Origin of the sequence: Campylobacter sp. (assembly GCF_052170435.1) — a bacterium.
GTDB lineage: Bacteria > Campylobacterota > Campylobacteria > Campylobacterales > Campylobacteraceae > Campylobacter_A.
Map to the genome: position 1 here is coordinate 13,058 of NZ_JBQNAN010000021.1, position 21,614 is coordinate 34,671.

Genomic DNA, 21,614 nt, shown 5'->3' on the forward strand with positions numbered 1-21,614 from the left:
TTTATCGCGCCTTACTGCGACTCTCTTGCGTTCATCTTTATATAAATATGCAAAATATCTATCGCAGCAGGCGTCACGCCGCTGATCTCGCTGGCGGCAAAAAGCGTAGGCGGATTAAAGGTTTCCAGTTTTTCGACCACTTCGTTGCTTAGCCCGCTGATACCGCGGAAGCTAAAGCCTTCGGGGATTTTCACGCTCATCATATCTTTCATACGGTCGATCTGCTTTTTTTGCTCGGCGATGTAGTGCTGGTATTTGGCTTCGGTTAAAATTTGCTCCAAGCTCGCCTCGTCAAGCGCCTCGAAAAACGGATCTAGCTTGCGCAGCTTTTCGCCCGTGAAGCTTTTTCTCGCGACGATTTTTTGCAGGGTCAAATTTTGGCTGATTATCTCCTCGTCAAGGCTAGATAAAAGCTCTAAATTTCGCTTTGTCGGCGTGATCTCGGTGCCGTTTAGTAGCTCTAGCCCGCGAGTCAAATTTGACCTTATGGCTTCGATTTTCTCAAACGTCGCCTCGTCTAGCAAGCCAAGCTCGCGGCCGTATCCGCCTAGGCGCAGCACGGCGTTATCCTCGCGCAGTAGCAGCCTGTACTCGGCGCGGGAGGTAAACATGCGGTAGGGTTCTTTCGTGCCCTTAGTCACTAGATCGTCGATGAGAACGCCGATGTAGGCTTCGTCGCGGCGCAGGACGAACGGCTCTTTGCCATCAAGCGCAAGCGCTGCGTTTATGCCGGCCATCAGCCCCTGCGCGCCCGCTTCCTCGTAGCCCGTGGTGCCGTTGATTTGGCCCGCGAGATAGAGTCCGCGCGCCTTTTTGGTCTCTAGCGTGTGTTTTAGCTCGGTAGGCTGGACGTAGTCGTACTCGATCGCGTAGCCGTGGCGCACTATGCGAGCGTTTTCAAAGCCCTTGACCGAGCGCAGCATCGCGACCTGCACTTCATACGGCAAGCTCGTAGAAAAGCCGTTGATATAGTACTCCGTGGCCTCTAGCGTCTGCGGCTCGACGAAAAGATGATGCCTGTCGCGGTCGCCGAATCTATTTATCTTATCCTCGATACTCGGGCAGTAGCGCGGACCCACACCCTCTATCTGGCCCGTAAATAGCGGCGCTTTGTCGAAATTTGAGCGTATGATGTCGTGCGTGGTCTCGTTTGTGTAGGCGATGTAGCACGGCAGCTGGGTAGGCGCGAAGTGCAGCGTGCGGAAGCTAAATGGGCTTGGATCCTCGTCGCCGCCTTGGATCTCAAGCACGCTAAAGTCGATGCTTTTGGCGTCCACGCGCGGGCAGGTGCCGGTCTTTAGCCGTCCGACTTCTAGGCCAAGACCGCGCAGGCTATCGCTTAGATTTTTAGCGCTTAGCTCGCCCACGCGGCCGGCTTCTAGTTTGTTAAATCCGACGTGTATCAGCCCGTTTAAAAACGTACCCGTCGTGATGATGAGCTTGCTGGTTTGATACTCGTTGCCTAGGTGGGTTTTTACGCCCGTGATTTCGCCCTCCGAGCTTAAAATTTGAGTCGCGATCTCTTGGCTGATTTCAAGATTTGGCGTATTTAGTAGCAAATTTCGCATATAGACGCGGTATCTATCCATATCGATCTGAGCGCGGCTGCCTCGCACGGCCGGACCCTTGCTCTCGTTTAGCACGCGAAACTGTATGCCTACTGCATCGGTCGTTAGCCCCATCTGCCCGCCTAGAGCGTCGATCTCTTTTACGAGGTGGCCTTTTGCTAGGCCTCCTATTGCGGGGTTGCAGCTGGCCGCTCCGATTTGCTCGGCTAGGATGGTGATTAGCAGCGTTTTTTTGCCCATTTTTGCGGCGGCGAGGCTGGCTTCGATGCCCGCGTGACCGCCTCCGACGACGATAATATCATAATTCATATTCAAATTTTCCTTGTCCTTAAAATTCGCGATTTTATCAAAAAACAGATAAAATATACAAAAATTTAAGGAGAAAATATGAGGAAATTTATCTTGATTTTAGCTTTTTTTAGTGCGGCGTTTGCGAGCGAGATCACGCAAAAAAGCGTAGATTGATTGTCAAAAAGGCGATATGGGCGCTTGCGCGGATTTGGGTAAGATTTACCAAAACGGCCTTGAGGGCGAGGTGGTAGACTACGAAAAGGCGTTAAAATTTAACCAAAAAGTCTGCGTTGGCGACCTGCGCAAACCTTGGTCTGATGCACGCTAGCGGGCAGGGTACGGACGAAAATTTCGCCAAAGCTGCCGAGCTTTTCGAGCGAGCCTGCGCTGGCGGAGAGAAGTTCGCCTGCTCAAATTTGGGCGTGATGCACCTTGAGCACGCGGGCATCGCCGAGGATGTGCAAAAGGGGCTAAATTTCTTACAAAAAGCCTGTGATAGCGGGGCCTTCGGCGGTTGCGTAAATCTAGCCGAGCACTACGAGTAGGCGGGCGAGCTAGCCACTGCGGCGAAATACTACGCCAAGACCTGCAAAATCGGTAAAGACGACTTTGACGCGCAAAATATCGAATACAATAACAAGGCCTGGAAAAAGGCGTACGAGAAGCAAAATTTGAAGTGAAATTCGGCTGTTTTTGCGACGCGAGCTTTTTAGATTTGTTTTTTTTTTTTTTTTTTTTTTGAAGATTTTGGGCGGAGTCTGCCTTGCGCAGCGATAAATTTAAGTAGATGCGGAAAAAGGAGCTTTATTTTGCGCAAATTTATCCACTTTGCTTGCGGTTTTGGCATTAATAACACGGCGAGTTTTTGATTTAAATTCAAAGCTTAAGCAGGGTCGGCAAATTTACGATAAAATGCGGCATTTTAGATTAAATTTAGTAGTGACAAGAGGTTAATTTGCTGGGTTCAAATTTGCTTGCGAGGCTTGTAGTTTGGGCTCAAATTTTACTTTATGCGACTCTGATTTTTTTGCGCTCGGGCATAAATTTAGCCCGCATAACGGCGATCTTTACGGCGATAAATTTTGTAGCTAAATTTGAGCGACTTTTGGAGTGCATTGTTTGGATTAAATTTAGCCGCTCTACGTATGGCCGACCTATAAGGATGTCGCGGAGCAAAGTAAAATTTAGCTTCCGTACGGCACGCGTTTTAAAAATAAACTTTATCTATCTCATCGATATTTACGCCGTGTTTGGATAAAAAGTATCCTTTTACTTCCCTATACGTCTCTTTATCGACTATCGTGATCGTAAAATAATTACCGTGCGGCACACCCCAAAAACTGCCGGGTTTATTGTGCGGCTCGTCTATGCAAATAACCAAAAAAGGTGAAAATTTAGCATTCCTTCCGCCTAAGATAAGGCAAAATAAAAACTTGGTCAAGAAATTTCCGATAAGACCAAACACCGCAATACAAAGAGCAATATGTGTAACATACGAAGATAACGTCATAATGTAAATAAAGTAAAAAGCTGGGGGAGTTATGGCAAGCAAATATATCCAACTCCTAGGCCTATTACTGCCGGAAAAAAATGGTTTATAAATAAACCTCCTTAAGTCGTCGCGTTTTGATACGAATACTCTTTTGCCTTTTTCGTAAAATTCTATACTGCTATTTTTTATCTTTAAAATGGGTTGTTCTTTTTTATAGCCGATAAATTCCAGTAGCACAAAAAATAGTACTAATAAAAGCACATATATACATCCCGTAACAATCTCTATGCCGCTAGTGTAATTATTATTGCCGCATATATATATCGCAGCAGTCATTCCGATCATAAACGGCGAAATCACTAATAAAACCTGATATGCTTCCTCGTAGTTTTTGAGAACTATTGGCTCTTTATCATAATCTCTCGCAAATTTGCCCGAGTCCAAATTTGCCAAATTTGAGCTTTGAGGATCGTCGTTTAAATTTGAGGTTTGTTTGTTTGCCGTATTCAAATTTTACTCCCGTTACCCGCTAAATTTACCTGAATTTTAGCAAAATTTTGAGTTCAATTACGAGATCGCGTCAAATGTACAAACTTAACTCCGTGCGCGAAATAAAAATAAACTCAAATCTCCCTCGCGATCTTGTTCATCTTAGCAAAAATTTCCGCTCGCTCGCCGTCTTTTAGGCTGCCCATCTCTAGCTTCGTCATCATCTGCATAAAATCAAATTTCTTAAACATTTTCGCGGCTTCTTTGGCTTCGCGCTCTAGTTTTGCGTAGATTTGCGCTTCGTTTTCGTCGCGGGCTAAATTTCGTAAAAACGAACTTGCCTCGCCGCTGTGAAATTTATCCGCGTCAAATTTATCCGTCGCACTGCTTGAATTTGCTTTTTCGTTAAATTTATCCAGCATCTGGGCAAAATCCGTCAAATTTGCCGCCGCAAGCGTAGAGCCGGCTAAAAATTTATCGCCTTTTTGACCCTGGGCGACTCGGTTTGCTAAGGTCTTTATAATCTCGTTTGAGGCGCCGTTTTTGATCTGCATTTTTATCCTTTTTATATTACTAACGGCGAGTTTTAGCAAAAAGTATTCCGTCAAATTTGAAACGATGAGATTAAATTTTGCCTTAAGCTTTCTGAGGTATTATAGGACTAAAATACTCTTTTTAGTGCATTAGATAGCCTATGCGTAATATTTTTATATTCGCATAAGTTTAATAAAGTGCCTATTTTACAGTAAATTTAAAAATAAACTTAAAAATAAATAATTCATAAAAACTAATCTAAAAAATACAAAATTCGTCAGGCAAATGACGGAAATAAATTTCTAAAAGTAATACAATTAGCTCAAGATTTAAGAGAAATCAAGAATCGTAAAACAAGTAGAAAGGAGAATTTATGAAACAACATAAATTTGTGATCGCCGATTACAAACGTTGTATCGGTTGCGCTACTTGCATGGCGGCCTGTTTTCGTAGCGCTTACGAGCGCGGTAAGCTTTCAAAAGCTAGACTAACAGTGCTACGTCAAGCAAAAGGCGTCATGCCGACGCAGTGTCGCCAGTGCGATGACGGTCCTTGCGCGAACGTATGTCCTACCGGGGCACTCAGGTTTGACGATAACTGCATCGAGCTTCACGAAGAGATTTGTATAGGTTGCAAACTCTGCACGATCGCTTGCCCTTACGGCGCGATAAGCTCGAGCGCCGAGCTCATGCCGTCCGTTAACTACGCGGTAGAGCCGAAGTACTACCTCGAGATCGAGAGCCAGGCGGGCGCGAAAAATACCGCAATCAAATGCGATATGTGTTTCGGGCGCGAAAACGGCCCTGCGTGCGTCGAGGTTTGTCCGACCAGCGCGATAATCATGGTCGATCCGCTACACAGCCAGCACAAGCTTGGCAACAAGATCGAGCAAGAAGCCGCTCAGGCTTTCGTCGATAAAATTTTACGCGGAAGCGGAAATTTAAAAGAGCCTCACGTTTTAGCCGATATCGGCGCTCAGGACGTAGACGGCGAGGCTGACGTTATCGTTATCAACGAGCTTGACAAAACTCCTAGCGAGCAAGCAAGAGAGCAAGCGGCGTCAAATTCGCGCGCTATGAACGACGAAAATAGCGGCGCACAAGGGGGTGCGAGATGGTAGGCGTTTATCTACTTTTCTTAGTTAGCGCCGCCGTTAGCATCCTGCTCTACGGCGCGCAAAAATCAGCCGTCAAAATCGGCTTTGGATTAAGCGCGATCAGCTGTTTTTACGCGCTTTGCTACTTTGTGGCCAACATGGGCGTGACCCAAGGCTTCGCTTTGGGCGGAGATTTTTTATACGCGCCTAAATTTGAGCTAACTCCGCTTGGAAATTTCTTTAGCTTCGTAGTCGTCTTTATCGGCTTTGCCAGCAGCGTCTACGGTATGAGCTATGCGGAGGAATACATCAAAAAAGCAAACGTCGGCGTTTTCGCCTGTTTGTTTAACCTTTTTATCCTTTCGATGCTTCTAGTCATCAGCGCAAATAACGTATTTTGCTTCGTCGTTTTGTGGGAGCTTATGACGCTTATTTCGTCTTTCCTCATCCTCGTAAACGACGGCAAAGGTACGCTAAAAGCGGTGATGGTATATCTAGGTATCGCTCAGGTCGGTGCGTTTTGCATCACGTGCGGACTGCTAATAATGGCTCACTATGCGGGCAGCATGGAGTTTAGCGATTTTGCTCGCTTAAATATGCCTGCTGCGGTTAGCGTCGTGGTGTTTATATTATTCTTAGTAGGATTTGGTAGTAAAGCGGGTATGTGGCCTTTCCACGTATGGCTACCGATGGCTCACCCGGCTGCTCCTTCAAACGTCTCTGCTCTAATGAGCGGCGTTATGATAAAGGTTGCGCTATTTACTCTAGTCAAATTTACGCTTTTCTTACCGCTAAGCATATATTTTGGTCTAGCGGTTTTGATCCTGGGTGCTGCTAGCTCACTGTTTGGCGTTCTTTACGCTCTTTGTCAGCACGACTACAAAGCGCTTCTTGCCTATCACTCTGTTGAAAATATCGGCATCATCTTGCTTGGTCTTGGTACCGGCCTATACGGACTAGCTGCGGGAAATAACACTCTTGCTGCGATCGGATTTCTAGCAGGATGCTATCACGTAGTTAACCACGCGATATTTAAAGGACTATTGTTCCTTTGTGCGGGTTCGGTTTTGCACGCTACGCACACTCGCGATATGGACGTGCTAGGCGGCCTAGCTAAAAAGATGCCTTGGACGTCTGTGGGTATGTTTATCGGTATCATGGGTATCGCAGCGCTTCCTCCGGTTAACGGCTTCGTATCAGAGTGGTTTACATATCAAGGTATGCTTCAAGGCGCGCTAGAGCAGGGCATTTTCGTTAGATACGCCTTTACGCTTTCAGTCGTTGCGCTAGCTCTTACCGGCGTACTAGTCGGCATGCACCTTAAGCTTTATGCCGTAATCTTTGCGGGAACTCCAAGAGATCAGAAAATTTGGGAAAACGCCAAAGAAAGCCCGATATTTATGGTGCTTGGCATGATCGTGCTAATGATCGGCTGTATAGGCTTTGGTATAGGAGCTAACGTAGTCGTTGGCTACATCCAAACGGCTGTAAATTCGATAGGCGGCGCAGGCGGTTACGTAGCTAGCCACGGTATAAATTTGACCTCAAATTTAGGCAGTATCGTCTCAACTCCGCTTATAGCCATCATCTTATGTTCTACTATGGTTTTGCCTTTTGCGATTTTAGCATTCATGAAAGCAAACCGCGAGAAACCTCGCGAGACCGATCCTTGGGCTTGCGGATTTAAATACAGCTCTCGTATGCAAATGACGGGCGGTCCTTTCACGGGCGATCTAAGGCGCATCATGAACTGGCTGTTTAAAGGCGAGAGAAAAGTCGTAACCAAGGGCTATTTTAACCCGGTCGAATATCACAACCATCCAAAAGATATCTGGTGGGGGCTATTTTACGAGCCTGTGATCGAGTGGAGCAAGAAAATAGCCGACAAAATAGGCATAATGCAAAGCGGCTACACCAACGTTTACGCGCTATATATCCTTGTATATCTTTGCGCGATACTAGCGGTTAGCTACTTTTTGATATAGGGGGCGTGAGATGGAAATTTTACAGACTATACTTTTGATGATATTTCAAGTCGTCGTCATCGTCTTAGTCGCGCCGCTATTTGACGGTATGGCCAGGAAACTAAGGGCCAAACTGCAATCAAAACAAGGCAGCGATTTTTTCCAGACGTATCGCGACATCATAAAGTTATTTAGACGCGGTAGAACCGTGCCTGAGTGCTCTCACTGGGTATTTAGATGGGCGCCGTTTTTCCTATTTGCCACTTCGGCGGCGATACTAGCGGCTATTCCTATTACTTACAGCGATCCAACCACCGATAAAATTTTCGGAGCATATTCGGATATCTTCGTTATCTTATATCTAGGCGCGCTTTTGAGATTCGTATTCGGCGCCGCATCTTTAGATAGCGGTAACCCGTTTGCGGCTACCGGTGGCGGACGCGAACAAATGCTAGCCGTTTATGTCGAGCCTGTTATGATAATGTGCCTAATCGTCGTTATGCTAGCGGCCGGAACGTCAAATTTGGTTGAAATTCAATCAATGGTAAAAAGCGGCCAAATCGGATATCAGATCCCAAGCTTTGCGGTTGCTTCGATCGCATTTTTGTGGTGCATATATGTTGAGACGGGCAGAAAGCCTTTTGACCTCGCAGAGGCCGAGCAAGAGCTACAAGAAGGCTTGCTAGGCGAATACGCGGGTTCTGATCTAGGCCTAGTTCAAGCGGCGCTTATCTTAAAACAATTTGCGATGATAGGACTTTTCCTCGCGATTTTCGAGCCGTGGAACTTTAGCAATCCTTTCCTAGCCGTTATAATTTTTGTTTTAAAGGCGGGAGTGTTTTACGTAGCGGCCGTGTTTATAGACAACTTCGGACCGAGATTTAGGATGACTTCGTCCTTGCGTAAAAACGCGGTAGCCGCTCTGGCCATATCTTTCGTGGCTTTGACGCTTTACGTCGTGGGGGTGTGAGATGAATGCAGATATGACTATGTTAGACGCATTAGCTATCGGCATGATAGTAACGTCTTTGGCGGTATTTGGGCTACGCAACCTAAAGCTATCCGTTATCGTTTACGCGATCGAGACGTTGCTTTTAGTCGGTATATTTTCTATGTTGGCGTCTAAATTTAACGCGTCGCAGCTATCCATGTGGGCGGTAGTGGCGTTTTTTACGAAGGTTTTATTCGTGCCGGCGATCTTGCTTTGGTTGATTAAAAAGCTTAACGTCGTTAGCGAGGATGAGCCTGTGGGCGGCTTTTTCGTAAGCCCGGTTATAGCGATGGGATTTTCTCTAGCTTTAGCGATGAGTATCAACCCGATATTCCTTAAATTTTCGCTAATCCAAGAGAAAATAATGCTACTAGCGGCAGTTTGCGTGTTTATGATGGGAGTTTTTGGCTTTATGCTTAGAAACTCTTTTATCAAGCAAATTTTAGCCTACTGCCTTTTTGAAAACGGCATACATCTAAGCCTAGCGCTCATGGCTTACAACTCAAACGAGCTTGTCGAGCTTGGTATCTTAACGGACGCGATTTTCGCCGTTATCATCATGAGCGTTCTTGCGATTAGATTTTATAAAGCATACGGCAGCCTTGATACGTCTAAGGCTACGAATTTAAGGGGATAGAGATGGATAGTTTAACTTTGATATTAATTTTACCGCTTCTTGGAGCGATATTGCTATTTTTCTCTCCGAAAAATTACGCGACTTTGAGTTTGCTTCACGTTGCGGTTAGCGCGGTTACGTCTTTGGCGTTGCTATTTAACGTGTCGAAGGTTTTATCGGGCGGTACTTTTTACGCGCACGGTAAATTTTTGTTCCTAGATAGCCTTGGCTGCGTGTTTTTGGTGCTTATCGCGGTTACGGGATTTTTGGTAAATTTGTACGCGACTCACTATATGAAATGGGAGCTTGAAGAGGGCCATATAAATTTAGACGCGCTCAAAAAATACTACGCGCTTAGCCACGTATTTATCTTTACGATGACTCTAAGCGTCGTCTGTAACAACGTCGCGTTTATGTGGGCTGCGATCGAGGCTACTACGCTTTCATCGGTGTTCCTAGTCGCGATCCTAAAAGATCAAAAATCAACCGAGAGCGGCTATAAATACATAGTCCTTTGCTCTATCGGCCTAGCGTTCGCGCTTTATGCGACCGTGCTTCTTTACTCTGCGACCTTTGCGGAGATAAAAGACGGCGAGACCGCGATGCTATGGACGGGCATAATGGCAAACGCTAAAAATTTAAGCCCCGACGTCGCAAAGCTAATCTTTGTCTTTGCTCTTATCGGTTTTGGTACGAAAGCCGGCCTTGCTCCTACGCATACGTGGCTTCCGGACGTTCACGCCCAAGGCCCTGCGCCGATTTCGGCTCTGCTTTCAGGCGTTTTGCTAAAGTGCGCGATGCTAGCTCTTTTTAGATATTATGCTATCGCGGCTCAAGCTACGGGTATGGAGTTCGTTCAAAGCGTGATGATAATCTCAGGCCTTATTACTCTATTCGTCGGAGGTATATTCCTCGTTAGACAACACGACGTAAAGAGGATGTTTGCCTACCACTCTATCGTGCACATGGGCGTTATCGCCTTTGCATTGGGGGTCGGCGGACCTTTGGGGCTATTTGCGGCGATTTTCCACTGCTTGGCTCACAGCTTTACAAAAGCTCTTGCGTTTTGCTCAACCGGCAACATCGCTAGAATTTACGGTCACAAAGATATGACTAAAATGGGCGGAATGGTCAAGATAGCTCCGATAACTACGATGATGTTCGGCGCTGCGGTTTGTTCGCTAGTAGGCGTTCCTGCGTTTGCGATATTCGTCAGCGAATATAACGTATTCGTCGGCGCTATAAACAGCGGTCAATATTTTAGCACCGCGCTATTTGCGATAGCTCTTGCTATCATCTTTATCGCGGACTTCTCGCACTTTAATATGGCGAGTTTCGGCGAGCCTAAAGCTGCGGTCGTTCACAATAAAGAGATGAGCATAGTAGAAAATTTACCGCTTATCCTGCTTTGCGCGCTAATCATAATATTTGGCGTTTGGCACGTAGAAAACTTTTACGCTCTAGTCAATGAGGGCGTCAAAATAATGATGGGAGTTTGAAGATGAGAGGCGATAAATTTGTAGAAATTTTAAAAACGAAGGTAAAGGTTTTAGAAGTAACCCGCCAAGCCGACGACCAAATCACGGTTCTAGTCGATAGAAACGACCTTCCGCTTGCGGTTAAGACCCTTTACTACGATATCGGCGGCTTTTTAAGCACGATGATACCAAACGACGAGAGAACGATAAACGGCTGTTTTGCGCTTTACTACGCGATATCTATGGAAGGTAGCAAGATGACCGAGGCGGATGATTTTGCCGCAGAGGATAAGTGCTTTATCACCGTTAAAACGCTAATCCCCGGCGTTGATCCGACGTTTCCGTCCGTTACTCCGCTAGTTCCTGCTTGCGTGTGGTACGAGAGAGAGACATTTGATATGTTCGGCTTAGTCGCCGAAGGCTTGCCTGACAAACGCCGCCTAGTTTTAGCAGACGATTGGCCTGACGGCCTTCATCCGCTTAGAAAAGACGCTATGGACTACCGCTATAGACCAGACCCCGTCGCTCATCAAGACGAGCCGGACGCCGAGTTTTTATTTCCTAGCGGCGATAGCGTAGTGGACGTACCGCTCGGACCTTTACACGTAACGAGCGACGAGCCGGGACACTTTAGGCTATTTTGCGACGGCGACGAGATCATAGACGCGGACTACCGCCTCTTTTATCAGCACCGCGGTATGGAAAAGCTAGCCGAAAACAGAATGAACTACGATCAGATGGGCTATCTGGCAGAACGCGTCTGCGGAATTTGCGGTTACGCTCATGCGATTGCGTGTATCGAAGCGGCGGAAAAGGCTATAAAACTAGAAATCCCGCTTCGAGCGCAAGCTATCCGCGTGATTTGCCTTGAGATCGAGCGCCTTCACAGCCACTTGCTAAATATCGGCCTAGCTTGCGAGGTAACTGGCAACTATAACGCCTTCATGCATATCTTTAGGGTGCGCGAGTACTCCATGGAGCTAGCCCAACTCGTAACCGGCGGCCGCAAAACCTACGGTAACGTCATAATGGGCGGACTTCGCCGCGATATGACCGACAACGAAATTAGGCAAGGCCTTGCTATCATAAACAAACTCGACGTTCAGATTACGGAAATTTGGGACGCCGTGATGGAGGATAAACGCCAACTAGGACGCTGGAAGGGCGTAGGCGTGCTTGATAAACAAGTCGCTCGCGACTTTAGCCCGGTCGGTCCAAATATGAGAGGTTCGGGCTTTAAGCGCGACAACCGCTACGACCACCCTTACGACTTCTTTAAACATATCGAATTTGAAGTCGCGGTCGAGCATGGCGGAGACGTATTTAGTCGCGAAGTCGTGAGATACAAGGAGCTAAAACAGTCTATTCATATCATCAGGCAGTGCTTTGAGCTAATGCCTCAAACGCCGATCATGATAGATCCCGTGACTATGATTAAGCCTGAAAATTTCGCGCTCGGACACGACGAGGCTCCTCGCGGAGAAAACGTCCACTGGATCATGCAGGGCAGCGCGCAAAAGGTTTTCCGATGGAGATGCCGCGCGGCTACGTATAACAACTGGCCGAGCCTTCGCTATCAGTTCCGCGGAAATAATATCTCTGACGCCGCATTGATCGTTTGTTCGCTTGACCCGTGCTATTCGTGCACCGAGCGCGTTACAGTCGTGGACGTAAATACTAAAAAGAGTAAAATTTTAACCGAAAAAGACCTTAAGAGATTTTGCCAAACCGGCAAGATTAGCAAAAAGGATTTAAGATGATGAAGTTATTTGACATAACCGAAAAATACGGAAAGGCGACCTACGCCTATCCGTTTGAGCCCTACAAAGTGCCCGACAATTTCCGCGGGCAGCCGTTTTATACCTACGAGCTTTGCGTAGGTTGCGCGGCATGCGGCGTAGCGTGCCCTAGTAACGCCATAGAGCTAAAAATGAACGAAAAGCAAGATAAGCTCGTGTGGCAGTTTGATTGCGGACGCTGCATATTTTGCGGACGCTGCGACGAGGTTTGTCCAACCGGCGGTGTGCGCTTAAGCCAGGGTTTTGAGCTTGCGGTTAAATTTGACAAGAGCGCGCTGATCCAACGCGGCGAGCTAGAGATGCAAAAGTGCAAATGCTGCGGCAAACCGTATACGCCGGTTCGCCTCATCAACTATACTTTTTCAAAGCTTAGTACGGCAAATTTACTCCCGGGTAGGCTAGAGGAAGCTAAAAACTATCTCTATATCTGCCCGGAGTGCAAAAAAGCGCAATCTGTCGAGCGCTTAACTAAAGACGTAGAGGAGGGGATAAAATGAGCCTTTATCAAGTTCCCGAAAACATAAAAACGGCAAACGACCTAACTGCAAAGCTAGAGCATCTAAAAAATATCAAACGAAGCTTTAGCGTTTACCGCATCGACTGCGGCAGCTGTAACGGTTGCGAGATCGAGATCTTCGCCGCTATCACCCCGATGTGGGACCCTGAGCGCTTCGGCTTTAAGCTAGTAGCCAACCCTCGCCACGCAGACATCCTGGTTTGCAGCGGCCCGGTTACGCGCCAGATGTATTATCCGCTGCTTCGCGCTTACGAGGCCGCACCAGATCCAAAGATCGTGGTGGCCTTTGGCGCATGCGGCAGTACGGGCGGTATCTTTTACGACGCATATAGCGTTTGGGGCGGTATAGATAAGATCATCCCTGTAGACGTCTATATCCCGGGCTGTCCTCCGCATCCGGCTAGCGTCATCTACGGCCTTGGCATGGCTCTTGGCATCATAGATCAAAAGCTGCAAAAAAGAAGCTTCGAGCAGGACGACTGTAAGGTTCCGGCCGTTAAAGAGTCTATCATGGGCGACATACTTTTTGAGCGAGATTTGGAAGCCGAGTCAAAGAGGCTAATGAGCTATATCTTCGGCAGGACGCTGTTTGCTAAATATATGGACGCGGCCAAAACTTCTCCTGATATCCACGACGTAGCGGCTACTAAAAAAGTAATGCTAGAGGCTATCCATAAAGAAGAAGACCCTAGATACGCCGAGTGTATGGGGCTACTTTACAACGACGTCTATCTAAAATACGCCAAAGCAAAGCGCGATGCGCAAAACGCCATCGACGTCAAAAAAGAAATCTGGGATAAAAGATGATAAGAGTCTATAAGCTCACTCGCCGCCACATGGACGAAAACGAAAAGATGCCAAAAGAGCTAAAAGACATCAAGCTCTTTTCTACCTGCGTCGGTCACGGCGTGGGTACGATCGATTTTAGCCAAAAGCTACTCGATATCAAAGACGAGGAGTATGATCGTATCGTCGCTAACGGCGGCGAATACGTCAAATTTAAGCTTGGAAATTTGAGCAAGTATTTCGAGGTGGAGATATTTAGGGAGCATGCGGCAAGGCTCATCCCCGAGCTTTGCGAATGCGAGCTAAAAAAAGAGCTTGAAAATCTGCGCGAGGGATATCTGGTGCTTAGGAAGGACTTTTGAGATGAATTTAAATGTTGCGCAGAAAATTTTAGCCGAGATAGGACATGTAGTCCATCGCAGGCTAAAATTTTCAAGCTCATTTAAAAGCGCTCAAAAGAGAAAGGAAAAGAGATGAAAAAGGCTTTACTTTGCATCGGCAATCCCATGCGCGGCGACGACGACGTAGGCAACGAAACGGGGCGGATCGTCGAGGCGAATTTGAAAGATTGGCGGGTATTTTACGGACAGGACGTGCCTGAAAACGAGTTTGGCGCGCTTCGCGAATTTGCGCCTGGTATCATCGTCGTGGTAGATGCCATGAGCGGGTTTAAAGACGGCGCGATCGAGTTTTTTGATCTAAGCAACGAGCGCGACTATATCTACTCTACGCACAACCTGCCCACGCCCGTACTTTTAAGCTACCTGCGTAAAATTTGCCCCAAAACGCTGTTTTTAGGCATTAGCGTTTTGCTTGAAAACGTGCTTGATTTTAAAGAGGGCTTAAGCGAAAATGCGAAAAAAAGCGCGCAAAAAGCCTTTGAACGTATCTTAGAGATAGATAAAAATTTAAATTAGGAGGAGAAGATGTTAAATCCTGCAGAAACCGCGCAAGCGGTGTCAAATTCGATGGAGCACAAGGCGCATACTCCGTTAGTAAGTATTATTTTTCTAGCCATCATGGCGGGCGCGGCGATTGCTATGGGCGATATTTTCTGGGCGCACTCGACCGTGGGCATGGCTGAAAAGCAGTCTATAGGACTGGCAAATTTCATCGGCGGCATCACCTTTAGCTGCGGACTTATGATGGTCGTTTTTTACGGCGGACATCTATTTACTAGCTCGGTTTTAAGTGGCGTTAGCGCGTATGAAGGCAAGCTAAATTTAGGAAAGACCTTTAGCTACTGGGCGATCGTTTGGGTTTTTAACTTCGTAGGCGGCGCGCTAATTGCGTATATGTACTACTACTCTGGCTTACCGCTAAAATACGACGGCTACATCTTGCAACACTTTATACCCTCAGGCATAGGCAAGGTTACCGCGCCGTTTCACGAGCTATTTATCAGAGGAATCTTTTGTAACGTGTTTGTTTGTATGTCTATTTGGACTGCGACTAGCGAGAGCAACTTAGCGGGCAAATTTTTTGCCATTATGTGGATGATCGGCGCGTTTGTGGCTTGCTCTATGGAGCACTGCGTGGCAAATATGTTTATCATCACTGAAGCCATCATCGCTAAAGCTCACTACATCGCGGCAAACGGCGGAGATATCGCCGCTGCGGCTACGGCTCTAGGACACGGCATCACGGCTGAAAAGCTAGAAGTGCTAAACTGGGGAAATTTCATCGGTAAAAACCTAGTTCCAGTTACGCTAGGCAATATCTGCGGCGGACTTTTCTTTGTGGGGTTAGTTGGATTTATGGCAAATAAATTTGACATGAAAAAGAAGTAATTCCCCATAAATGACGGATTTTTAACTTCGCGCGAGGCGCTCGTTACGAGACTTCGCTACGAGGAAGCTTTAAAATTTTAAACCCGTTTCGGTTACGGACGACGAGTCCGCGCCCTCACGGGTTAAAATTTTAAAGTTAAACTACGCCTATTCTGTCTGGAATACCTATCTCACATCTTACTAAATTTACAAATTTAACTACATCAAATTTAAAAACCGAATTTAGGTTTTCGCGGTGCGGGTCTAGGCGCGTAAATTTAAATTTAGTTCGTATAGTTTTGTAGCTTTTCGTAATCCACTATCAAAATTTCATGCGGCGTTATGCGCCTGATGATATCGTCTTTGATTAGTTCGTTAAACGCGGTGCTCGCGCTTTGGCGCTTGAGTCCGACGAAGCTAGAAAGCACCTTTAGCGAAAACGGTAAAAAGACGTAGTGATAGCCGTTTTGCGTCAAATTTTGCTCGGCGGCGAGCTCGACGAGGAAGTTTGCGATGCGCCCCTTTGCGCTTTCAAAAAGTATCGATTTTATGATTTGGCGCTGCAGTAGCGAGATGTTTACGAGCGTGTCGGCGTATGCTTTGGCAAATCTCTCGTTTTTTAGCAGTTCGCCCATGTCGTCTGCATCGATCGAGTAGATCTCGCTGTCCTCTAGGATCTCTAGCACGCACACGTCGTCTATGATTGAGATGTTGTCTTTTTGGAGGTGATAGACGATAAACTCTTCGCCGTCCTCGAAAAACGAGAGCTTGCCCGAGCCGCTTTTAATTATCACGACTTTGATGGATTCGGCGTAGATCGCGGCGCCTTTGGCCAGAAACTCGCGGTTAAATTTAGCGAGCTCGTTTTGGTCCAAAACGTCTAAAATATCGGTCTCGAGCAGGCCTAGTCGTGATTTTTTCAAGTTTATCTTGTCTTGTGGTTTAAGATTAAGTTCCTATTTTATCTTAATATTTTTAAAGTGTATTAAATTTACCGAGGTCGGGCGCGATTATCCTGCTAGTTTTGCATATTTACGTCGCGGCAAAAAATCGGGCGGCTAAAATTTAGACGGTAAATTTAGCCCGCTCTGAGGCTAAATTTTATAAAATAGCTCAAAATTTAAGGACGAAAAATGTTTAACGGACTGATTAGAGAGATCGCGCAGGTTGCGAGCTATTCGCAAAATACCCTGCGACTAAAAGCCTCGTACCGCCCAAATTTAGGCGATAGCGTCGCGGTAAACGGCGCTTGTCTTAGCGTGACGCAGCTGCACGCAGACGGCTTTAGCGTGGAGCTTAGCGCCGAGACTAGAGCGCACATCGCGACGGAAAATTTGCGCGGACGCGTGCATATCGAGCCTGCGATGCGGTTAGCCGACCGCGTGGACGGACATCTGCTGCAAGGCCACGTAGACGCTATCGGCGAGGTCGCGCGTATCGAGCGGCGCGAAAACGGGGTTGATTTTTATATAAATTTGCCCTCTAGCGTCATGCCTTTGATGGCGAACAAAGGCAGTATCGCAGTCGAGGGCGTGAGCCTCACGATCAACGAAGTTTTGCTTGCAGGCGTGCGCCTCACGATCATCCCGATCACCTTTCGCGAGAGTTTGTTTGGCGAGTTTGAGCCTGGGCGCCGCGTAAACGTAGAAAGCGACCTGCTCGCGCGCTACGTAGCTAGGCAGCTAGAGTTTGGTCGCGGTGCCCAAAACGACGGCAAAAGCGAGATCAGCTGGGACGAGTCGCAGCACATCGCGAGCCTTTATTAGGCCTGACGGGTTAAATTCGGCGAAAAAATGAAACGGGAAATTTTAGACGTAGTTTTTGAAAGCGAGCGCGTTATCGCGGGCTTTACGACGCGATTTGGCGGCGTGAGCGAAGACGCTTACGAGGGGTTAAATTTAGCGGGTCACGTAGGCGACCTGCCCGCAAATGTCGCGAAAAATCGCGAAATTTTGGCCGCTGCGCTTGGTATTACGTCTCGCAATCTAAAATTTATGCGTCAAATTCACTCAAATCGCGTGGAAATTTTGCGAGATTTAAAGGACGAGCTGCCGCCTTGCGACGGCGTGATAACGGCGCTTAGAGGCGTTACGCTTTGCGTTTTGGTCGCCGACTGTTCGCCCGTTTTGATCGCGGATGAGAGGCGGGGCGTGGTTGCTGCCGTGCATGCGGGCAGAGCGGGCGTAACGGGTAAAATTTGCACGAATGCACTCAGTCTGATGAAAAGCGAGTTTGGCTGCGAGGCGAGCGATCTGCGCGTATTCGTCGGCGCAAATATCAAGGCGCGAAACTACGAGGTGGGAGGGCTTGATCTGGGCGAGTTTAACCGATACAAAAAAGAGGGTAAATTTGACATGGAAGCGGCCTTGCGGGACGAATTTACCGCGCTTGGCGTAGGGCGAGCGGAGTTTGATCCGCGCTGTACGTTTGAGACGGGGGAGCTGTTTTCATATCGCAGAGAGGGCGTCACGGGGCGATTTTGCGGTTTTGCGATGAATAAAATCTTGCCGAAATAGAATCAAAATTTGACCGTTTGGAGTCTAAATTTAGGTCTTTGCGAGCGTGCGGCTCGGCAAGTTTAGTTAAAATTTCATTTATGTTTATCAAAAAGGGCTAAAATTTAGATTGGAACCTCATAAAAAGGAGCCCAAATGAGAAAAATTTTAGTTTGTTTGGTTGTTGCCGCGAGCGTACTTTTTGCGGCGCAAACGAGATCCTCAAACGAGATGGTAAGCGTCCCTGCGAGTACGCCTGCAAATTCGGCAAATAAGCAGTTTGAAGACGCGTTAGCGATGTACCGAGTTTCGGACTTCAAAGAGGCGGCGAGACTCTTTAATCTAGCGTGCGAAGGCGGCCACGCGCGTGCCTGCTACGATATGGGCGCGATGATCGCTAGCGGCAAGGTTGCGGCAAAACAGCCTGAGACGGCGGTTAAATTTTACGAGCGAGCGTACAAAATGGGCGATAAGCTGGGCTGCTACGCATTAGCGTACGCCCATCAGACGGGCGTCGGCGTAGCAAAAGACGAAGCGCGCGCGTACAAGCTATATAAAAACGCATGCGAGCTAGGCCTAGCTAAAGGCTGCAACGAGGCGGGCTACATGAGCGAGCGCGGCACGGGCGTACAAACAGACGTCAAGGCTGCGGCTAAATTTTACGAAAAAGCGTGCAAGATGAGGCTAGACATCGGCTGCGAAAACGCTAAAATTTTAAAGCGTTAGACCGCTAGCGTCATAAATTTAACTCGGTTGCGCGTTTTGCGCTTTGCAAGGCGCGCGCCGAGGTTAAATTTGAGCTAAAATTTACGGCAAATTTTTTATAATAATCCCAGAATCCACTAAAAAACGAGAAAAATGCCATACGAAAATTTTAAATCAAAAAATCCTCTCGCGGCAAAAATCGCCGCAAACGCGAGAAAATTTGACGTCCAGACGCTGCAAAACGAGCAGCTCGTAAATTTGCTTTTAGACGAGAAAAAGATCGAAATCTCTAGCGAGCAAAAAGAGGCCGTCGAGCGCGTATTTACGGGACTAATGAAGATAGAAGAAAGCGTGCAGCTAAGCGGTTAGTTTGCTAAATTTGACTTCGCCGGCCTAATCTACAAAAATAAAACCCAAGCATCATCCAAACCACCGCTTCTCTGGCTAAAACCGAAATATCCGGTTTTTATCAAATTTGATGTAAAATGACGGCGTGACATCGCAGTCAAGAAAGCCAAAAAACGTAAAATTTATAAAAATCCAAAGCAAAGGAGAAAATATGCTGTTACTTAAAAATGCCGATCTATACGCGCCGGAACACGTCGGCAAGAGCGACGTTTTGCTCGGCGGAGGTAAAATTTTAGCCGTTTCTAAGGGGCTTGATTTTCGAGTCGAAGGGCTTGAAATTTACGATCTGGAGGGCAAAATTTTAGCGCCCGGACTCATCGATCAGCACGTGCACATCACGGGCGGCGGCGGCGAGGCGGGTTATCATTCGCGAACGCCCGAAATAACGCTATCGCAAATCATCCGCTACGGCACGACGACGGTCGTAGGCACGCTGGGTACGGATGGGTGCACGAGGAGCTTAGAGAATCTCTATTCAAAGGCCAAGGCGCTCGAATACGAGGGCATCTCGACCTTCATCCATACGGGCTCTTACGCGCTGCCTAGCGTTACATTTACGGGCTCCGTTACGCGCGATCTCGTGCTCATCGACAAGGTCATCGGCTGTAAGATCGCGATGAGCGACAACCGCGGCAGCTACCCGACCTCTCAGGAGCTCATCAAGACCCTGACGCAGATCCGCATCGGCGGTATGATCTCGAAAAAAGGCGGCGTGCTGCACATGCATATGGGCGGGCTCGCGGATAAATTCGACCTGATTTTTAGCGTGATCAAGGATTATTCGTTTCCTGTTAATTACTTTTCGCCGACGCACTGCGCGCGGACGAAGGAGCTCTTTGGCGAGGCGATTAAATTTCAAAAAATGGGCGGCTACATCGACATCACGAGCGGCGGAAGTAAATTTGCCCCGCTTCACGAAGCTATCGCATACGGGCTTGCTAACGGGCTAAATTTAGTGCGCCTAACGATGAGCTCGGACGGCAACGGCAGCGTACCTAGATTTGACGAAAACGGCGCGCTGGTGGGCTACGGCTGCGCCTCGTGCGAGACGAATTTAGAGGTCTTGCAAGCCTGCGTCAAAAATAAAATCCTAACCATCCCGCAAGCGCTAAGCATGATGGGCAAAAACGTCGCAAAATACCTAAATCTAAGCGGCAAGGGCGAGATAAAAGTAGGCTTTGACGCCGATTTTGCGGTATTTGACGAAGCTCTAAATTTAGATAGCGTTATCGCGAAAGGGGAGTTTTGCGTGAAAGAGGGCAAGCTCGTAAAAAAGGGATTTTTTGAGTGAAATTTGAAGCAAATTCGCCGCTTTATTAAAATTTGGCGAGTTTAAATTTGACGTATAATCTTGCTCGCACCGCTTGCGAACACCTCATCTTTGCAGCGCAAAATTTAACTGCGCCTAGGCTTGGATTATATTAAATTTAGCTTTAATTCAGTTATTTTTAAATATAATCCAAGCTTCAATTCACACACACCAGTCCTAAAATTTGGTTGCGTTTGTCAAAAACAAATGTTAATGGGTGTGGAGGAGAAACCTAAATTTCGGGGAAACCCACAAGGAGAAAACTCATGGTAACAATGAGAGATTTGCTAGAGTGCGGCGTTCATTTTGGACACCAAACACGCAGATGGAATCCGAAGATGAAAAAATTCATTTTCGGCGAGAGAAAAGGTATCTATATTATAGATCTACAAAAAACTATCCGCTACTTCCGCTACACTTATAACGTCGTTCGCGACGCGGCTGCAGAGGGTAAAACTATACTTTTCGTAGGTACTAAAAAGCAAGCCGGCGCAACTCTAAAAGAGTATGCTGAAAAATGCGGCATGCCGTACGTAAATCACCGCTGGCTAGGCGGCATGATGACAAACTTCGGCACTATCCGCCAATCTATCCGCAAACTCGAAGTAATCGAGGCTATGGAAGAAGACGGCTCTATAAATTTATTAACTAAAAAAGAAGCTCTAATGCTTCGCCGCAAAAAAGAGAAGCTTCTAGCGTCTCTAGGCGGTATCAGAAACCTAAAAACCGTGCCTGATATGATTTTCGTCATCGACACCGTAAAAGAAAAAATCGCCGTACAAGAGGCTAACCGCCTAAAAATCCCTGTCGTAGCTCCGATCGATACAAACTGCGATCCTGACGTTATCGACTTCCCGATCCCTGGCAACGACGACGCGATCCGCTCTGTTCAGCTTTTCTGCCAAGAGATGGCCGAGGCTATCATCGAGGGACGCTCTCAGCTTGAAAAAGACGGCGGCGAGCAAGAAGAAGGCAAAGAGGCTGTAAGCCAAGCCGAAAAAGACGCAGTCGTAAACGAGGCTGTTAACGAAGACTTCTCTGAGGACTTCAGCGAGGACGAAGAGTAATGGAAATCAGCGCACAAATGGTAAAAGAGCTCCGCGAATCAACCGGAGCCGGAATGATGGACTGCAAAAAGGCGCTAGCCGAGGCTAACGGCGATATGGAAAAAGCTGTCGATATCCTTCGCGAAAAGGGCCTAGGTCAAGCCGCTAAAAAGGCTGACCGCCTAGCTAGCGAGGGTCTTGTTAGTGTTGTTGTTTGCGATCACTGCAAAACAGCAACTATCAGCGAGATAAACTCTGAGA

24 protein-coding genes are annotated in these 21,614 nt (G+C 47.3%); 20 read left to right on the plus strand and 4 right to left on the minus strand.

Annotation, left to right across the window (positions count from 1 at the left end):
* Positions 1-11 precede the first annotated feature (11 nt).
* The gene (gene mnmG / locus ACTTJF_RS08375; RefSeq protein ID WP_442551562.1) at positions 12-1,877 is read right to left on the minus strand and encodes a tRNA uridine-5-carboxymethylaminomethyl(34) synthesis enzyme MnmG; all 1,866 of its coding nucleotides are present in this window, start codon (positions 1,875-1,877) and stop codon (positions 12-14) included.
* 172 nt (positions 1,878-2,049) lie between these two features.
* Between mnmG and ACTTJF_RS08380 the strand changes: the two genes are divergently transcribed.
* The gene (locus tag ACTTJF_RS08380; RefSeq protein ID WP_442551563.1) at positions 2,050-2,187 is read left to right on the plus strand and encodes a hypothetical protein; all 138 of its coding nucleotides are present in this window, start codon (positions 2,050-2,052) and stop codon (positions 2,185-2,187) included.
* Complete coding sequence (locus tag ACTTJF_RS08385; protein ID WP_442551564.1) at positions 2,150-2,404, plus strand: tetratricopeptide repeat protein; 255 nt, start codon at positions 2,150-2,152, stop codon at positions 2,402-2,404. Before ACTTJF_RS08380 ends, ACTTJF_RS08385 begins: the two co-directional genes overlap by 38 nt.
* Positions 2,405-3,066: 662 nt before the next feature.
* On the opposite strand, the gene ACTTJF_RS08390 is transcribed toward ACTTJF_RS08385, so the two are convergent.
* Positions 3,067-3,804, minus strand: a complete 738-nt coding sequence (locus ACTTJF_RS08390; protein WP_442551565.1) for a hypothetical protein — start codon at positions 3,802-3,804, stop codon at positions 3,067-3,069.
* 170 nt (positions 3,805-3,974) lie between these two features.
* Positions 3,975-4,394, minus strand: coding sequence for a hypothetical protein (locus ACTTJF_RS08395; RefSeq protein ID WP_442551566.1), 420 nt, complete (start codon positions 4,392-4,394; stop codon positions 3,975-3,977).
* 353 nt (positions 4,395-4,747) lie between these two features.
* Between ACTTJF_RS08395 and ACTTJF_RS08400 the strand changes: the two genes are divergently transcribed.
* The 11 genes from ACTTJF_RS08400 (at position 4,748) to ACTTJF_RS08450 (ending at position 15,411) form a co-directional block, all read left to right on the plus strand.
* Entirely contained in the window at positions 4,748-5,494 is a 747-nt protein-coding gene (locus ACTTJF_RS08400) for a 4Fe-4S dicluster domain-containing protein (RefSeq protein ID WP_442551567.1), read from the plus strand.
* Positions 5,488-7,455 carry a proton-conducting transporter transmembrane domain-containing protein gene (locus tag ACTTJF_RS08405; protein WP_442551568.1) on the plus strand — a complete coding sequence of 656 codons (1,968 nt, stop codon included), beginning with the start codon at positions 5,488-5,490 and terminating at the stop codon, positions 7,453-7,455. Before ACTTJF_RS08400 ends, ACTTJF_RS08405 begins: the two co-directional genes overlap by 7 nt.
* 10 nt (positions 7,456-7,465) lie before the next feature.
* The gene (locus ACTTJF_RS08410; protein ID WP_442551569.1) at positions 7,466-8,404 is read left to right on the plus strand and encodes a respiratory chain complex I subunit 1 family protein; all 939 of its coding nucleotides are present in this window, start codon (positions 7,466-7,468) and stop codon (positions 8,402-8,404) included.
* A gap of 13 nt (positions 8,405-8,417) precedes the next feature.
* Positions 8,418-9,062, plus strand: a complete 645-nt coding sequence (hyfE, locus tag ACTTJF_RS08415; protein WP_442551581.1) for a hydrogenase 4 membrane subunit — start codon at positions 8,418-8,420, stop codon at positions 9,060-9,062.
* 2 nt (positions 9,063-9,064) lie between these two features.
* The gene (locus tag ACTTJF_RS08420; RefSeq protein WP_442551570.1) at positions 9,065-10,540 is read left to right on the plus strand and encodes a hydrogenase 4 subunit F; all 1,476 of its coding nucleotides are present in this window, start codon (positions 9,065-9,067) and stop codon (positions 10,538-10,540) included.
* A gap of 2 nt (positions 10,541-10,542) precedes the next feature.
* On the plus strand, positions 10,543-12,279 hold the full coding sequence (locus ACTTJF_RS08425) for a hydrogenase large subunit (protein ID WP_442551571.1): 1,737 nt from the start codon (positions 10,543-10,545) through the stop codon (positions 12,277-12,279).
* Complete coding sequence (locus tag ACTTJF_RS08430; protein ID WP_009492720.1) at positions 12,276-12,815, plus strand: formate hydrogenlyase complex iron-sulfur subunit; 540 nt, start codon at positions 12,276-12,278, stop codon at positions 12,813-12,815. Before ACTTJF_RS08425 ends, ACTTJF_RS08430 begins: the two co-directional genes overlap by 4 nt.
* A complete protein-coding gene (locus ACTTJF_RS08435) occupies positions 12,812-13,642 on the plus strand; it encodes an NADH-quinone oxidoreductase subunit B family protein (protein WP_442551572.1) in 831 nt (276 codons plus the stop codon). The genes ACTTJF_RS08430 and ACTTJF_RS08435 overlap by 4 nt, the downstream gene beginning before the upstream one ends.
* Positions 13,639-13,983, plus strand: coding sequence for a formate hydrogenlyase maturation HycH family protein (locus ACTTJF_RS08440; RefSeq protein WP_442551573.1), 345 nt, complete (start codon positions 13,639-13,641; stop codon positions 13,981-13,983). Before ACTTJF_RS08435 ends, ACTTJF_RS08440 begins: the two co-directional genes overlap by 4 nt.
* 111 nt (positions 13,984-14,094) lie before the next feature.
* Positions 14,095-14,538: a hydrogenase 3 maturation endopeptidase HyCI gene (locus ACTTJF_RS08445; protein ID WP_297969668.1), complete on the plus strand. Its 444-nt coding sequence runs from the start codon at positions 14,095-14,097 to the stop codon at positions 14,536-14,538.
* A 9-nt stretch (positions 14,539-14,547) separates the two neighbouring features.
* Positions 14,548-15,411 (plus strand): formate/nitrite transporter family protein, encoded by an 864-nt coding sequence (locus ACTTJF_RS08450; protein WP_315063158.1) that lies wholly within the window; start codon positions 14,548-14,550, stop codon positions 15,409-15,411.
* Positions 15,412-15,674: 263 nt separating this feature from the next.
* Here the strand turns inward: ACTTJF_RS08450 and ACTTJF_RS08455 are convergent, their stop codons facing one another.
* Positions 15,675-16,313, minus strand: a complete 639-nt coding sequence (locus ACTTJF_RS08455) for a Crp/Fnr family transcriptional regulator (RefSeq protein ID WP_442551574.1) — start codon at positions 16,311-16,313, stop codon at positions 15,675-15,677.
* A gap of 210 nt (positions 16,314-16,523) precedes the next feature.
* On the opposite strand from ACTTJF_RS08455, the gene ACTTJF_RS08460 reads away from it, so the two are divergent.
* The 7 genes from ACTTJF_RS08460 to tsf all read left to right on the plus strand — a co-directional run.
* Positions 16,524-17,156 (plus strand): riboflavin synthase, encoded by a 633-nt coding sequence (locus ACTTJF_RS08460; RefSeq protein ID WP_442551575.1) that lies wholly within the window; start codon positions 16,524-16,526, stop codon positions 17,154-17,156.
* Between the two features lie 27 nt (positions 17,157-17,183).
* Positions 17,184-17,906: a polyphenol oxidase family protein gene (locus ACTTJF_RS08465; RefSeq protein WP_442551576.1), complete on the plus strand. Its 723-nt coding sequence runs from the start codon at positions 17,184-17,186 to the stop codon at positions 17,904-17,906.
* 135 nt (positions 17,907-18,041) lie between these two features.
* Positions 18,042-18,611, plus strand: a complete 570-nt coding sequence (locus ACTTJF_RS08470; protein ID WP_442551577.1) for a tetratricopeptide repeat protein — start codon at positions 18,042-18,044, stop codon at positions 18,609-18,611.
* A 132-nt stretch (positions 18,612-18,743) separates the two neighbouring features.
* Positions 18,744-18,959 (plus strand): acetyltransferase, encoded by a 216-nt coding sequence (locus tag ACTTJF_RS08475; protein ID WP_442551578.1) that lies wholly within the window; start codon positions 18,744-18,746, stop codon positions 18,957-18,959.
* Between the two features lie 190 nt (positions 18,960-19,149).
* Positions 19,150-20,289 carry a beta-aspartyl-peptidase gene (gene iadA / locus ACTTJF_RS08480; RefSeq protein ID WP_442551579.1) on the plus strand — a complete coding sequence of 380 codons (1,140 nt, stop codon included), beginning with the start codon at positions 19,150-19,152 and terminating at the stop codon, positions 20,287-20,289.
* 284 nt (positions 20,290-20,573) lie between these two features.
* The gene (gene rpsB / locus ACTTJF_RS08485; RefSeq protein WP_002950079.1) at positions 20,574-21,374 is read left to right on the plus strand and encodes a 30S ribosomal protein S2; all 801 of its coding nucleotides are present in this window, start codon (positions 20,574-20,576) and stop codon (positions 21,372-21,374) included.
* The coding region (tsf, locus tag ACTTJF_RS08490) for a translation elongation factor Ts (RefSeq protein WP_442551580.1) at positions 21,374-21,614 on the plus strand (241 nt) is incomplete at its 3' end. The genes rpsB and tsf, both read left to right, overlap by 1 nt.

What these genes read in the sequence shown, in the direction of transcription:
- ACTTJF_RS08460 (WP_442551575.1), top strand. Translation starts at nt 16,524, where the DNA reads ATGTTTAACGGACTGATTAGAGAGATCGCGCAGGTTGCGAGCTATTCG.
- ACTTJF_RS08470 (WP_442551577.1), top strand. Translation starts at nt 18,042, where the DNA reads ATGAGAAAAATTTTAGTTTGTTTGGTTGTTGCCGCGAGCGTACTTTTT.
- iadA (WP_442551579.1), top strand. Translation starts at nt 19,150, where the DNA reads ATGCTGTTACTTAAAAATGCCGATCTATACGCGCCGGAACACGTCGGC.
- rpsB (WP_002950079.1), top strand. Translation starts at nt 20,574, where the DNA reads ATGGTAACAATGAGAGATTTGCTAGAGTGCGGCGTTCATTTTGGACAC.
- ACTTJF_RS08395 (WP_442551566.1), bottom strand. Translation starts at nt 4,394, where the DNA reads ATGCAGATCAAAAACGGCGCCTCAAACGAGATTATAAAGACCTTAGCA.
- ACTTJF_RS08380 (WP_442551563.1), top strand. Translation starts at nt 2,050, where the DNA reads ATGGGCGCTTGCGCGGATTTGGGTAAGATTTACCAAAACGGCCTTGAG.
- ACTTJF_RS08475 (WP_442551578.1), top strand. Translation starts at nt 18,744, where the DNA reads ATGCCATACGAAAATTTTAAATCAAAAAATCCTCTCGCGGCAAAAATC.
- ACTTJF_RS08465 (WP_442551576.1), top strand. Translation starts at nt 17,184, where the DNA reads ATGAAACGGGAAATTTTAGACGTAGTTTTTGAAAGCGAGCGCGTTATC.
- ACTTJF_RS08405 (WP_442551568.1), top strand. Translation starts at nt 5,488, where the DNA reads ATGGTAGGCGTTTATCTACTTTTCTTAGTTAGCGCCGCCGTTAGCATC.
- mnmG (WP_442551562.1), bottom strand. Translation starts at nt 1,877, where the DNA reads ATGAATTATGATATTATCGTCGTCGGAGGCGGTCACGCGGGCATCGAA.
- ACTTJF_RS08440 (WP_442551573.1), top strand. Translation starts at nt 13,639, where the DNA reads ATGATAAGAGTCTATAAGCTCACTCGCCGCCACATGGACGAAAACGAA.
- hyfE (WP_442551581.1), top strand. Translation starts at nt 8,418, where the DNA reads ATGACTATGTTAGACGCATTAGCTATCGGCATGATAGTAACGTCTTTG.
- ACTTJF_RS08400 (WP_442551567.1), top strand. Translation starts at nt 4,748, where the DNA reads ATGAAACAACATAAATTTGTGATCGCCGATTACAAACGTTGTATCGGT.
- ACTTJF_RS08450 (WP_315063158.1), top strand. Translation starts at nt 14,548, where the DNA reads ATGTTAAATCCTGCAGAAACCGCGCAAGCGGTGTCAAATTCGATGGAG.
- ACTTJF_RS08445 (WP_297969668.1), top strand. Translation starts at nt 14,095, where the DNA reads ATGAAAAAGGCTTTACTTTGCATCGGCAATCCCATGCGCGGCGACGAC.
- ACTTJF_RS08410 (WP_442551569.1), top strand. Translation starts at nt 7,466, where the DNA reads ATGGAAATTTTACAGACTATACTTTTGATGATATTTCAAGTCGTCGTC.
- ACTTJF_RS08430 (WP_009492720.1), top strand. Translation starts at nt 12,276, where the DNA reads ATGATGAAGTTATTTGACATAACCGAAAAATACGGAAAGGCGACCTAC.
- ACTTJF_RS08435 (WP_442551572.1), top strand. Translation starts at nt 12,812, where the DNA reads ATGAGCCTTTATCAAGTTCCCGAAAACATAAAAACGGCAAACGACCTA.
- ACTTJF_RS08425 (WP_442551571.1), top strand. Translation starts at nt 10,543, where the DNA reads ATGAGAGGCGATAAATTTGTAGAAATTTTAAAAACGAAGGTAAAGGTT.
- ACTTJF_RS08420 (WP_442551570.1), top strand. Translation starts at nt 9,065, where the DNA reads ATGGATAGTTTAACTTTGATATTAATTTTACCGCTTCTTGGAGCGATA.